Source organism: Nitrospirillum guanabarense (genome assembly GCF_034653355.1).
Classification (GTDB): Bacteria; Pseudomonadota; Alphaproteobacteria; order Azospirillales; family Azospirillaceae; genus Nitrospirillum.
Map to the genome: position 1 here is coordinate 330,001 of NZ_JAYEER010000004.1, position 12,409 is coordinate 342,409.

Consider the following 12,409-nt stretch of genomic DNA (forward strand, 5'->3'; position numbering starts at 1 on the left):
ACTGGGGCGAGCCCTGAGCCATATCCCCCTTTTTGCCGCCCGCTTTCACCCCCGACGCCGTGTAAGACTGAGGGACACCGGGAAGAGGGCATCTAAAATCATCGCGACCGCTCACGCGCCGGCCAACGCCAGCCAGGCCGATTACAACCAGGTGGTCGCCAGCTTCCATGCGGGCGACCTGGCGGGGGTGGAGACCGCTTGCCGGCGCGTGCTGGCCCGGAACCCGCGCCAGCCGGCCTTCCTGCATGTGCTGGGCCTGGTGGCCCAGGCGCGCGGCCAGTCCGCCATCGCCGCCGAACTGATCGGCGAGGCCGTGGCGCTGAAGCCCGACGACAGCGCCATGCACGGCAATCTGGGCATCGCCCTGGCCAAGCTGGGCCGTCTGGACGCGGCGGAGGATGCCTACCGCCGCGCCATCGCGTTGCGCCCCGACAATGCCGACGCCCACAGCAACCTGGGCAATGTCCTGCGCCACCATGGCCGCTGGGCCGAGGCTGAATCCGAGTACCGCCAAGCCCTGGCCCTGCGTCCCACCTTCGCCGAGGCGCACAGCAACTTGGGCAACGCGCTGCGCCAGCGGGAAGATCTGGATGGGGCGGAGGCGGCTTACCGCCAGGCCTTGGCCTTGCGGCCCGCCTATCCCGAGGGCCGCTACAACCTGGGCAACGTGCTGCTGGAGCGCGGGCGGATCGCCGAGGCCATCGAGAGTTATCGCGCCGCCCTGGCCTTCAATCCCCGGCTGGTGGAGGCGCATAACAACCTGGGCAGCGCGCTCAAGGCCCTGGGCGATATGGACGGCGCCATCGCCTGCTATCAGGCGGCGTTGGCGATCGACCCCCGCTATGCCGAGGCCCGTTACAACCTGGGCTTGGCTTGGTTGGGCCTGGGCGATTATCCCCGGGGTTGGGCCGCCTATGAATGGCGCTGGGCCAGTCCGGACTTCCGTCCCCACCGCCGCCCATTCGCCCAGAAGACCTGGCGGGGCGAGGAGATGGCCGAAGGGACCCTGCTGCTGCATGCCGAGCAAGGCTATGGCGACACCTTGCAATTCTGCCGCTACATCCCCCTGGTGGCCGCCCGCTGCCGCCGGGTGGTGGTGGAGGTGCCGCAGCCCCTGCTGCGCCTGTTGCGCGCCTCACCCGCCCTGACGGCCGTGGGGGATGTACGCATCATGCCCCGGGGTACGCCCTTGCCGGATTTCGACCTGCATTGCCCGTTGCTGAGCCTGCCGCTGGCGCTGGATACGCGGCTGGAGACGGTGCCGGCGGCCGCACCCTATTTGGCGGCGCCGACAGTGCCCACGGTGTCGCGGGATCGTGCCCGTGTCGGGCTGGTCTGGGCCGGCAACCCCACTTACAAGGTGGACCGCCGCCGCTCCCTGACGCGGGCCCAGGTCGAGTCCCTGGTGGCCGCCTGTCCGGAGGTGGAATTCCACAGCCTGCAGAAGGATCCGGACATGGCCGGCGGGGTGCCCGTTGGCGTCATCGACCGCATGCGGGACGTCGCCGACTTCGCTGACACCGCGGCACTGGTCGAGGCGATGGACCTGGTGATCAGCGTCGACACTTCCGTCGTCCATCTGGCGGGCGCGCTCGGCCGGCCGGTGTGGCTGCTGAACCGCTTCGACTCCGACTGGCGCTGGCTGCGCGACCGCGATGACAGCCCCTGGTATCCCACCCTGCGCCAGTTTCGACAGGAGACGCCCGGTGACTGGTACGGCGTGCTGGCGAGGGTGGCGGCGGCCCTGGACGGATTGAACCCGCCCGCATGAAAAAAGCCGCCCAGGCCTCAACGGCCCGGCGGCTTCGTTCAATTCAGCAAAGCGTGGCCAGCAGAGCCTGGGATCAGGCGGCGCGGTTCAGCTTGCGCACCTTGGCCCACAGGTCGGACGGCTGGCGGTCCAGCTCGAACATGGAGACCTTGGACGGCTCGCGGCCCTGAACGGCGCATTCCAGCAGGAACATGTTGGTCTTCTGCGGGTCCAGCCCGTGCGCTTCGCAAGCGGCGACGAAGGCGGGATCCAGTTCCAGGGTGGACATCGGAATTGCTCTCTAGGAGGTTGGCGGTTGGGTACCCGCTTGGGGTACGCTCATAATATCGCGATGCAACATGGCTTAACTAGGGCGATTTCGCATCTGCGGCATGACAAATCGGTGGCCGGCGCGCGGGAACAAGCCGCCGGGCGGGAGAAGGTTCCGATGAGGTCTTGGGTCCACCCCTTCCTGGCCGTGACGGCCGTCCTTCCCGCCGCCTGCCAGCCGTCACCGGCACCCTTGACCTTCGACGGCCTGGGGCCCGTCCGCCTGGGCATGACGGTCGTCCAGGCGGAGTCGGCGTTGGACGTTCCCTTTCGTCCCATGGACCGGGCCCAGTCGGTGGACTGCTGGCTGATCGGCCGCGGCGACGGCAAGGACAAACAGGTCAGCTACATGGTGGAAAAGGGCCGGATCACCCGCATCGACGTTTTCGCCCCGCCGGGTGGGGAGGCGACCTTCCGGACGGCCAAGGGAATCGGCGTGGGCGCCACGGAGGCGGCGGTGCTGAAGGCTTATGGTCCCGCGGTGGTGGTGCAGCCTCACGCCTATGAGGAGGGGCACTATCTCCGGATCGAGGAGCGGGGGCGGGTCCTACTGTTCGAGACAGCCAATGGCCGGGTTACCCGCTTCCGCGCGGGCTTGCCCCCGGCCGTGGACTATATCGAAGGCTGCCTCTGACGCGGCCCCTTACTCCGCCAGCAGGATCGTGCGGGCGGGCACGGTCAGTTTGCGCAGGGTATTGCCGGCGTCGTCATTCTCGAACAGCAGCACGTCATACCCCCACAGGTTGGCCACATGCTGCAACACGGACTTCGCGTCCTCCTCCGCCAGCAGCACGCCGTTCTGCACCTTGTGCTCCAGGATCAGGCGGCGGTCGCCGGCCAGGTCCACGTCGGTGATCTGGATGTCCGGATCCAGGGAGGAGAAGTCGTACTGCGCCGCCAGCTGCTGGCGCACCCGGCGGTAGCCGCGCTCGTCATGGATGGCGGCGACGCGATAGACGTTCTCATCGCTGTCGTCATGCAGGTGGAACATCCGCATCTTGCGCATCAGGTGCGGGCTCAGATACTGCAGGATGAAGCTCTCATCGCGGTAGTTGGCCCAAGCGTTGCGCAGGGCCGCCATGGCGTCGCCGCTACCGGCATAGCCGGGGAACCAGGCGCGGTCCTCCTCCGTGGGGTTGGTGGCGATGCGCTCGATGTCCTGCATCATGGCGAACCCCAGGGCATAGGGGTTGATGCCGGAATAGCGCGGGTCGTCGAAGGCCGGCTGGAACACCACGGCGGTGTGGGAGTGCAGGAACTCCATATAGGCGCCGTCGCTGATGCGACCCGTTTCGTGCAGGCGGGTCATGATGCGGTAGTGCGTGTAGGTGGCGCACCCCTCGTTCATCACCTTGGTCTGCCGCTGGGGGAGAAGTACTGCGCCACATGGCGGACGATGCGCAGCACCTCGCGCTGCCAATTGGCCAGGCGCGGGGCCTTCTTCTCCAGAAAATAGAGGATGTTCTCTTCCGGCAGGTCCAGCAGGGCCCGGCGCCGCTCCTCGTCCGAGGGTGCCTTCTGGCCCTTCTTGGTGGGCACCGTGCGCCATAGGTCGTTGTACAGCTGGCGCTGCATCTCCTGCCGCTCCTGCTCCCGCCGGGCTTCGGACTGCAGGTCCAGGCGGCGCCGGGGATAGCGGTGGATGCCCTGGTTCATCAGGGCGTGGGCGGCGTCCAGCGTGCGTTCCACCAGCTGCTGGCCATAGCGTTCCTCGCACCGGGCGATATACGACTTGGCGAAGTCGAGATAGCCCAGGATGCCCTCGGCATCCGTCCACTGCTGGAACAGGTAGTTGTTCTTGAAGAAGTGGTTATGGCCGAACGCCGCGTGGGCGATGACCAGCGCCTGCATGGTGATGGAGTTCTCCTCCATGATGTAGCTGATGCAGGGGCTGGAATTGATGACGATCTCATAGGCCAGGCCGCGCATGCCGCGGCGGTACATGGCCTCATCCCGGGCGAAATGCTTGCCGAAGGACCAGTGGCGGTACAGCAGGGGCATGCCGATGGAGGCGTAGGCGTCCAGCATCTGCTCGGACGTGATGACCTCGATCTGGTTGGGATAGACATCCAGGCCCAGCTCGCCCAGCGCGATCTCCTGAATGGCGTCGTGGCAGCGCTTGATGGTGTCGTAGTCCCAGTCGGCTCCGGTGTAGAGCAGGCGGCTGTCGTCCGGCGGCGGCGCTTTCTCCCCAGGTTCCGATCTCTTGGCAGGCTTCAGGCGTTCTGCGGGGGCAAGGGTCAAGGTGTCGCCTCCTCCGACTGTTTCGCGCCATCGCGGGCGAACAGCTCACGGAATACCGGGTAGATTTCCCGCCGATGGCGGACCTTCTTCATGACGAACGGCGTCTCGGTGCCGGTGACCTGCTTGTAGGTGCGCCACAAGTCGGTTTCGCGGGCATGGGTGGCGAAGCCCGCGGGCATGGCGTCGGGGTCGGACCCGACCTCGACATAGGCGTAGTACTGGCAGGCGGGCAGCAGGTCATGCTCCAGCAGGGCCGCCGTGCGGCCGCCGTCGCTGGTGGTGTTGTCGCCGTCCGAGGCCTGGGCGCCGTAGATGTTCCAGTCGGCGACGGGGTAGCGCTCCTTGATGATGCGCTTCATCTCCTCCAGCGCCGTCGACACCATGGTGCCGCCGGTCTCGGTGGAATGGAAGAAGGTGTCCTCGTCCACCTCCTCCGCCTCATGGGTGTGGCGGATGAAGACCACCTCCACCTGCTTGTACCGGCGGGTGAGGAAGAGGTAGAGCAGCATGAAGAAGCGCTTGGCCAAGTCCTTCATATGCTCCGTCATCGAGCCCGAGACGTCCATCAGGCAGAACATCACCGCCTGGGCCGCCGGCTTGGGAATGGGCGTGAAGCGGTTGTAGCGGACGTCGATGGGGTCGATGTAGGGGATGCGCTTGGACCGCATCACCTGGCGTTCCAGCAGGCCCCGCAGTTCCATCAGCCGGTCCGGGTCCTTGCCCGGCTGGGCCTCCAGTTCCGCGATCTCCGCCTCCAGCGCCAGCATCTCCTCCGACTTGGGGCGCTTCAGCGCGATGCGCCGCGACAGGCTGTTGCGCATGGTGCGCACCAGGTTGAGGTTGGTGGGCGAGCCGGAGGAGGAATAACCCGCGCGCTGCCACAGCACGGCGTCGGCCGCCTTCAGCTTGCGCTTGGCGAGGTCGGGCAGTTCCAGGTCCTCCATGAAGAGGTCCATGAACTCCTCCCGCGTCAGGACGAAGCGGAACTCGTCCTCGCCCCCGCCGTCGGGGCTGCCATCCGTGCCGCGGCCGCCGCTCTGGCCGCTGGGCGGCTTGGCGATGGTGTCCCCCTCCATGAACTCCTTGTTGCCGGGCACCACATGGTCGCGGATGCCGCCTTGGCCGGAGCGATGGAAGGTGGGTTCGGAAATGCCGCCGGTGGGGATGGAGATGTCGGCGCCGCTCTCCACGTCCTTGATGCGGCGGTTGCTTGAGGCGCCGTTCACAGCGCGCAGGATCTGTTCCTTGGCACGCCGGATGAAGCGCTGGCGGTTGGCCAGGCTCTTGCCCTTGGGATTGCTGCGGCGATCGACAATGATCATCGACGACAAGGCATTACTCCCCGGTACCCCGGCCCCCGGGAACCGTACCGGCGGCGCCGGCGCCCCGGTACCCATGAAGGGGCCGGGCGGGAGAGCGCCACCGGCGGTCAGCCGGGCGGGGGTGGTGTCGGTTTCGCGTGTGAGCGCAGGGGGTCGCGGGATGGGGCCCGGCCGGTGAAGCCGGGCCCGGACTGCCCGTCAGCCCGCCTGCTTCACCCGCATGTACCACTCGACCAGCCGGCGCACCTGGCGCTCGGTATAGCCGCGATCCACCATGCGCTCGACGAACTCGTGGTGCTTCTTCTCCGTCTCGCCATCCTTCTTGCTGCCGAAGCTGATGACCGGCAGCAGCTCTTCCACCTGGCTGAACATACGCCGTTCGATGACCAACCGCAGCTTCTCATAAGATGTCCAGCTGGGGTTGCGGCCGGCATTGGCCGCCCGCGTCCGCAGCACGAACTTCACGACCTCGTTGCGGAAGTCTTTCGGGTTGGCGATGCCCGCCGGCTTCTCGATCTTGGTCAGCTCCTGATTCAGCAGGTCCCGGTTCATCAGCTGGCCGGTATCGGGATCCTTGAAGTCCTGATCCTCGATCCAGGCGTCGGCGTAGTCGACATACCGGTCGAACAGGTTCTGGCCGTAATCGTGGTAGGACTCGAGGTAGGCCTTCTGGATTTCATAGCCGATGAACTCCGCATAGCGCGGCGCCAGCTCGGCTTTGATGAATTCCAGGTAGCGCTTCTCCGTCTCATCCGGGAACTGCTCGCGGCGGATGGCCTGCTCCAGCACATACATGAGGTGCACCGGGTCGGCCGCCACCTCCACCGTGTCGTAGTTGAAGGTGCTGGCCAGTACCTTGAAGGCGAAACGGGTGGAGATGCCGTTCATGCCCTCGTCCATGCCGGCGGCGTCCTTGTATTCCTGCAGGGTGCGGGCCTTGGGGTCCGTCTCCTTCAGGCTTTCGCCGTCATAGACGCGCATCTTGGAGAAGAGGTTGGAATTCTCGTGCTCCCGCAGGCGGGACAGCACGGTGAACCGGGCCAGCATCTCCATGGTGCCGGGGGCGCAGGGCGACTTCGCCAGCTCCGACCCGCCGATCAGCTTCTCATAGATGCGTTGCTCCTCGGTGACGCGCAGGCTGTATGGGACCTTGACCACGCAGATGCGGTCGATGAAGGCCTCGTTGTTCTTGTTGTTCTTGAAGCTCTGCCACTCCGCCTCGTTGGAGTGCGCCATGATGACGCCGGTGAAGGGCAGGGCGCCGATGTTCTCGGTGCCGATGTAGTTGCCCTCCTGCGTGGCGGTCAGCAGGGGATGCAGCATCTTGATGGGCGCCTTGAACATCTCGACGAATTCCAGCAGGCCCTGGTTCGCCCGGTTCAGGCCGCCGGAGTAGCTGTAGGCGTCGGGGTCGTTCTGCTGGAACATTTCCAGCTTGCGGATGTCGACCTTGCCCACCAGCGAGGAAATGTCCTGGTTGTTCTCATCGCCCGGCTCGGTCTTGGAGATGGCGATCTGGCGCAGGCGCGACGGGCGCAGCTTCACCACCCTGAACCGGGTGATGTCGCCACCGAACTCATCCAGGCGCTTGATGGCCCAGGGGCTGACCAGACCGGTCAGGCGGCGGCGGGGAATGCCGTAGCGTTCCTCCAGCGCGTCGCCCATGGTGCTGGGATCGAACAGGCCCAGCGGGCTTTCGAACACCGGGCTCAATTGGTCGCCGGCCTTCAGCACGTAGATGGGCTGGTCTTCCATCAGGGCCTTCAGGCGCTCGGCCAGCGAGGACTTGCCGCCGCCGACGGGACCCAGCAGGTAGAGGATCTGCTTGCGCTCCTCCAGGCCCTGGGCGGCATGGCGGAAGAAGCCGACGATGCGCTCGATCGTCTCCTCCATGCCGTAGAACTCGGCGAAGGCGGGATAGATCTTGATGGTTCGATTCATGAAGACGCGGGACAGGCGGCTGTCCTTGGCGGTGTCCACCACCTCCGGCTCGCCGATGGCGGCCAGCAGGCGCTCCGGTGCGCTGGCGTACATCATCGGGTCGTCGCGGCACCCTTCCAGGTATTCCTGCAACGACATCGCCACCTCGCGGCGCGCCTCGTAGCTCTGGGCGAAGGTCGTGAACAGATCGGTCGACTTCGGCATGGGTTCACCCTTTCAGAAGGATCACGCCTATCAGGCAACTCGACGGGCGGTCCCAACATGGCGGGACCGCGACGGCTCCACTCTCCCCGTTCCAACGGGGTACCAACCTCGTGACTGACGTTCCAGGAGAGGCAAGTTCCGTACCAGATGGCCCATCCCCATGGATCGCACCCCTGGACTCCACTCAAACACTCACCTGCCGTCCTTCGTTCTCCCTGTACCCGGATGCCTTGGGTCTTGATTTAGATATTGGTCGAAGATTGTGGTGACGTAAGGGCAATGCGGAAATTTTTCAGTGATAACCACATGTTGTGATGATGACCGCCGGGCTGCGGGCCTCATCCGTTCCACCTATCCCAAGAGCGCTGCCCACGATCCGGGCAGCCCTGTCCGCATATAAAACGGGCCCATCCAGCGGCGCCCGGTGCCACACGTGCCTCCACCAGACGGCCTAGCCCAGGGGTGTCCCCGCAACCGGCGCGTCGGTGCAGTCATTATGCGTATTCCCTATGATCAGGGTGAGCCACAAGGTCTCACCAAAGCGTTAACGCTGTGGACGGGAATACGTGTTTTTGGCCACTGCGGTCCATCTGCGCGGGACCGCTCGGCAGGTCCTCACCGGCCCTGGAAAACCCCTTAAGCCTCATTGCGGGCGGGTGGCTGGCTATAGGTAGATGCTAAACCACGATCCGGGCCTAGCGCTAGTCCCTCTGTCCATAAGGAGGACGATTTCGCGCCGATGCTGTCCGAAGGACGCTGGTGCCCGACATGTGGGCATTTGCCTGCGGAGAGGGCGGGTCAGGTCCCGGAGGGCTTATTTCCCAGGCCTTCCGTCGGTACCGTTTCCGGCACCGCCACGGCGTCGGGCGCGATGACCAGGGGCGGCCGGGCGCGGGGCGGCGGGGCAGGGTGGACCACATCGTCGCGGTAGGGCGCCAGCATGGCCAGGAAGCGGTTTTGCGCGGCGTAGGGGATGTGGTGCCCGTCCATGGCGTTCTGCAGCGCCCGCACCAGGGCGTTGAATTCATGGTCGCCGATGCCGTAGCGGGCGTGGGCCATCCTCATGTCCATGCCCTGGTACTCACAGGGGCCGCCCAGGGTGGCGCAGAACTGCGCCACCAGTTCCGCCTTGATGTGCGGGCGGTTGGCGTTGACGAAATAGGGATGCAGATCGGGATCGCGCATCATGCCGTCCATGAGGTCGTCCACCAGGGACACCAGGCCCGGCTGGCCGCCAAAGGCCTGGTAAAGGTCGGGCGAGGGGCCGGAGGCGCAGCCGGGGAGCGGACCGGCCAGGGTGATCGCCAGCAGCAGGACGGCGGCGGAACGGCGCGTCATGGCTCAGAACCCCGCTTGCAGGGACAGGTAGACGGCGTTCTGCCGCGTGGGCGTCACAACCCGGCCCAAGTTCACATAGGCCAGGGTGAAGGCCAAATTCCTGCTGGGCAGCCAGGCGACGAAGGCGTCGTACCAGTCATCCTCCGGCGCGAGGCCGGGGGTCGCGCGGGCCAGCGTGTCGGGTTTCATGCGGTATTCCACGCCGGCCACCAGGGCGCGGTCCAGCAGCAGGGCGGCGCTGCCCTCCAGCTCGGCATGATAGTCGTCATCGGCACCGCCGAAACCGAGCAGGCCGGTCTGGTTGGCCTTGGTCAGGCGCACAGTGCCGCTCAACAGCAGGCTTTGCGCCAGCAACACCTTGGTGGCGCTGGCGTAAAGGTCCAGGCCAGTGTCGCTGCGGGCTCCCAACGCCTTCACCAGGCCGCCGCGGTTGTTGGACTTGTACTGCGCGCCCAGCGCCACCTGAGGCATCCAGCTGTCCTGGCCATAGACGGCGTCACCCGCCACCCGCACCTTGACGCCGGCGACGGTGTCGGTGAAGGCGTAACCGTCGCCCAGGCCCAGGGCACCGCCAATGGCCTGGATGTCGAGGCGATTCTGGGCCACCGACAATTCCACGCGGTCCCACAGGCCGATCAGGGCGCCGTAGGCGTTCATGCCGTAATCGTGCGTGCGCACGGCGGTGAAGAAGGCGGTGGCGCCCACCTCTTCCCGCGTCTCCCCGCCGCCGATGACGGCCCAGGGCGTCAGGCCGCCGCCAGCGGCCCCCTCCACCTGCGTGACACCGCCGGTGGCGATCAGCTTGCCGCTGAAGGTCATGTCCTCCGGCCGGCTGACGGTGGCGGCGACGGCCGGCAGGCCCACCCCCATCAGCGCGGCGCCCGCCCACACGGCGACTCGGGATCGACGCCGCATTCCGGAAAACCACCCCACCATGCCCCAATCCTTGACTGGACCCATGCTGCGCCCCGCCCGGGATGGGGTGGCGGCGCGGGGGTAGATGGCGGGCTTCACGCCTTGATCAAGGCGGAGCTAGCCGAAAAGCGCGGGAGGCGGGATGGACTCAGCGCTGCTTCGCGCCGAACAGGTTTTCTCGCGCCTTCTCATCTATGGTTTGCCCGGCGGGACGGGCCTTGTCCTTCAGCAGGTCCAGCCCGCGCTGCACGGCGGGGCGGGCGGCGACCGTGTCAATCCAGCGCTTCACATGGGGGAAGTCAGCCAAGTCGATCTCATAGCGGTCGTGCAGGCGCAGCCAGGGGAAGGTCGCCATATCGGCGATGCCATAGTCGCCCGCCAGGAATTCCGTCTTGGCCAGCTGGGTGTTGGCCACGCGGATCAAGCGCCGCGCCTCGTTGGTGTAGCGGTCGATGCCGTACTGGATGCGCTCGGGCGCGTAGACGCGGAAATGGCCGGCCTGGCCGAACATGGGGCCCACGCCGCCCATCTGCCACATCAGCCATTGCACGTGGCCGTACCAGACGGCGGCGTCGGCCGGGCGGAACCGCCCCGTCTTCTCCGCCAGATAGATCAGGATGGCGCCGGATTCGAACAGCGACAGGGGCTGGCCGTTGGGGCCTTGGGGATCGACGATGGCCGGCATGCGGTTGTTGGGCGCGATCGCCAGGAAGTCCGGCTTGAACTGGTCGCCGGCGCCGATGTCCACCGGGTGCACGACGTAGGGCAGGCCCATCTCCTCCAGCGCGATGGAGATCTTGTGGCCGTTGGGGGTGGGCCAGGCGTAAAGGGCGATGGCGTTGGGGGCGGTCTCGGTCATGGCGGCGGCTTTCGCTGGAGGGGAAGGGGCAGCCTTCCGAAATGGTTAACGGGCCGCTGCGATGGTCGTCACAGCGGCCCGCTCATCCCCTTGGGCCCTTGGGCGGGGCCCTCTTCAAACCGGGCACAGCTCCTCCGCTTCCCCGGCGCGTCGGCGCGGGGTGATGCATCGCGGATGACGCGCCCGTCAGAAGCCGCCGGCCACGTAGACCCGCAAGCTTTCGACCTCGCTGGTGGCCTCCTCCAGGCGGTGTTTCACCACGTCGCCGATGCTGATGAAGCCCACCAGCCGTCCACCTTCCATCACCGGCATGTGGCGGAACCGACCTTCCGTCATGCGGGTCATGATGGAGGAGACGCTGTCGCCCGGGTTGCAAGACACCACCTTGCGGGTCATCAGTTCCGACACGCTCTGGTTCAACACGGCAGGGCCGTGGGTCGCCAGACCGCGCACGATGTCGCGTTCCGAGATGATGCCGGCCACGCCGCCGCCCGGCTCGAGAACCAGCACGGCGCCGATGCGGTGGGCCGCCAGCAGGGCCGCCACCGTTTCGATGGTGTCGCCCGGCTTGGCGCTGATGATGCTGCTGCTGTCCTTATGCTTCAGGATACCGGAAACATGCATAGGCGCTTCTCCCGTTCATCACGGGGACGCGGGGGCAGGGCGGTCTTGCGCCCGGCAGTCCGGCCTTCCCAGGGCCGGTCTTCCGCGTGCCCAGTGGATTCATGCCAAGGAAACCAGCGCCGGCTTCTGAATGGCCGGTAACGGCCCCCTCCGGAAGCGGGCCACACCCGGCGGCCCCTCCTTCCAGGGGACTATGAAACGTCATGTTGCGCCGCATCCGCAATGGGCCAAACGGCGACAGGCCCGGCCGAGGGCCGGGCCTTAAGCATAGGTCGAGGGATATGGGCACCCAATGCATCGCGCCGTGCTCGACAACGCCTGGCGACCCAGGGATTGTTTCGGCAGGGCAATATTCGATCCCTTAACGGGCGCGGCTGCCCGCGCCGGTGGCGGCGGAGGCCGCCGGGCCCGACTGCTGCGGCACCAGCGGCAGGCAATTCTGCACGATGGCGTAGCACTGGGACAGGCGGCCGGCCGGGCTGTCGGTGGAGCTGCCGTAGACCAGCTGCTGCACGGCGCCGTTCTTCAAGGTGAAGGTGGCGTTGCAGTTGCGGGCCGACACCTCGGTCGGGCCGAAATCGGCGCCACCCCAATAGCCGCGGTGCCACGGGCCGCCGCCGAAACCACCCCAGTAGGACGGGCCCACTCGGGTCTGCAGACTGTCGCTGGAGTACGTGAAGTATTCCACGTTGTCGACCGCCGTCTGGCGGGTAGGCACGCCGGCGCAGGACAGCAAGGTCTGCTTGGGCATGCCGATCAGCGCGCGCTGGGCGTACGCCGCCTGGTCGGCGTCGGGGTTGGCGGCGCAACCGGCAACGGCCAACAGGCCCACCGCCGCGAATGCCATGGAACGGTACCGCATTTCAGTCTCCCTCACGCTTC

The 12,409-nt window shown here is 66.7% G+C and carries 11 protein-coding genes and 1 pseudogene (1 of these 12 cut by a window edge); 3 read left to right on the top strand and 9 right to left on the bottom strand.

Annotated features, from left to right (window positions below; translation table 11 throughout):
- On the top strand, positions 1–17 hold the 3' portion of the coding sequence (locus tag UAA55_RS19470) for a VOC family protein (RefSeq protein WP_322954788.1). Its footprint begins 421 nt before the window's first position; the window shows 17 of its 438 coding nt (coding positions 422–438); its start codon lies off the left edge, out of view; it ends in the stop codon at positions 15–17.
- A gap of 134 nt (positions 18–151) precedes the next feature.
- A complete protein-coding gene (locus UAA55_RS19475; protein ID WP_322954789.1) occupies positions 152–1,771 on the top strand; it encodes a tetratricopeptide repeat protein in 1,620 nt (539 codons plus the stop codon).
- 73 nt (positions 1,772–1,844) lie between these two features.
- Here the strand turns inward: UAA55_RS19475 and UAA55_RS19480 are convergent, their stop codons facing one another.
- Entirely contained in the window at positions 1,845–2,039 is a 195-nt protein-coding gene (locus UAA55_RS19480; RefSeq protein ID WP_040842430.1) for a hypothetical protein, read from the bottom strand.
- A gap of 159 nt (positions 2,040–2,198) precedes the next feature.
- Here UAA55_RS19480 and UAA55_RS19485 point away from each other — a divergent pair, with 159 nt between their 5' ends.
- Positions 2,199–2,714: a hypothetical protein gene (locus UAA55_RS19485; RefSeq protein ID WP_322954790.1), complete on the top strand. Its 516-nt coding sequence runs from the start codon at positions 2,199–2,201 to the stop codon at positions 2,712–2,714.
- Positions 2,715–2,723: 9 nt separating this feature from the next.
- On the opposite strand, the pseudogene UAA55_RS19490 reads toward UAA55_RS19485, so the two are convergent.
- The 8 genes and pseudogenes from UAA55_RS19490 to UAA55_RS19525 all read right to left on the bottom strand — a co-directional run bounded on the left by UAA55_RS19490 (position 2,724) and on the right by UAA55_RS19525 (position 12,389).
- Positions 2,724–4,240, bottom strand: a pseudogene (locus tag UAA55_RS19490) (SpoVR family protein).
- A gap of 80 nt (positions 4,241–4,320) precedes the next feature.
- Positions 4,321–5,646, bottom strand: a complete 1,326-nt coding sequence (locus UAA55_RS19495) for a YeaH/YhbH family protein (RefSeq protein ID WP_145618650.1) — start codon at positions 5,644–5,646, stop codon at positions 4,321–4,323.
- A 198-nt stretch (positions 5,647–5,844) separates the two neighbouring features.
- Complete coding sequence (locus tag UAA55_RS19500) at positions 5,845–7,791, bottom strand: PrkA family serine protein kinase (protein WP_322954791.1); 1,947 nt, start codon at positions 7,789–7,791, stop codon at positions 5,845–5,847.
- Positions 7,792–8,589: 798 nt separating this feature from the next.
- Positions 8,590–9,129: a group I truncated hemoglobin gene (locus tag UAA55_RS19505; protein WP_322954792.1), complete on the bottom strand. Its 540-nt coding sequence runs from the start codon at positions 9,127–9,129 to the stop codon at positions 8,590–8,592.
- A gap of 3 nt (positions 9,130–9,132) precedes the next feature.
- Positions 9,133–10,044 (bottom strand): DUF3034 family protein, encoded by a 912-nt coding sequence (locus UAA55_RS19510; protein WP_322954793.1) that lies wholly within the window; start codon positions 10,042–10,044, stop codon positions 9,133–9,135.
- Between the two features lie 148 nt (positions 10,045–10,192).
- Entirely contained in the window at positions 10,193–10,903 is a 711-nt protein-coding gene (locus tag UAA55_RS19515; RefSeq protein WP_322954794.1) for a glutathione binding-like protein, read from the bottom strand.
- A 186-nt stretch (positions 10,904–11,089) separates the two neighbouring features.
- Positions 11,090–11,527 carry a CBS domain-containing protein gene (locus tag UAA55_RS19520; RefSeq protein WP_322954795.1) on the bottom strand — a complete coding sequence of 146 codons (438 nt, stop codon included), beginning with the start codon at positions 11,525–11,527 and terminating at the stop codon, positions 11,090–11,092.
- A gap of 361 nt (positions 11,528–11,888) precedes the next feature.
- Positions 11,889–12,389, bottom strand: a complete 501-nt coding sequence (locus UAA55_RS19525; RefSeq protein ID WP_322954796.1) for a hypothetical protein — start codon at positions 12,387–12,389, stop codon at positions 11,889–11,891.
- Positions 12,390–12,409 lie beyond the last annotated feature (20 nt).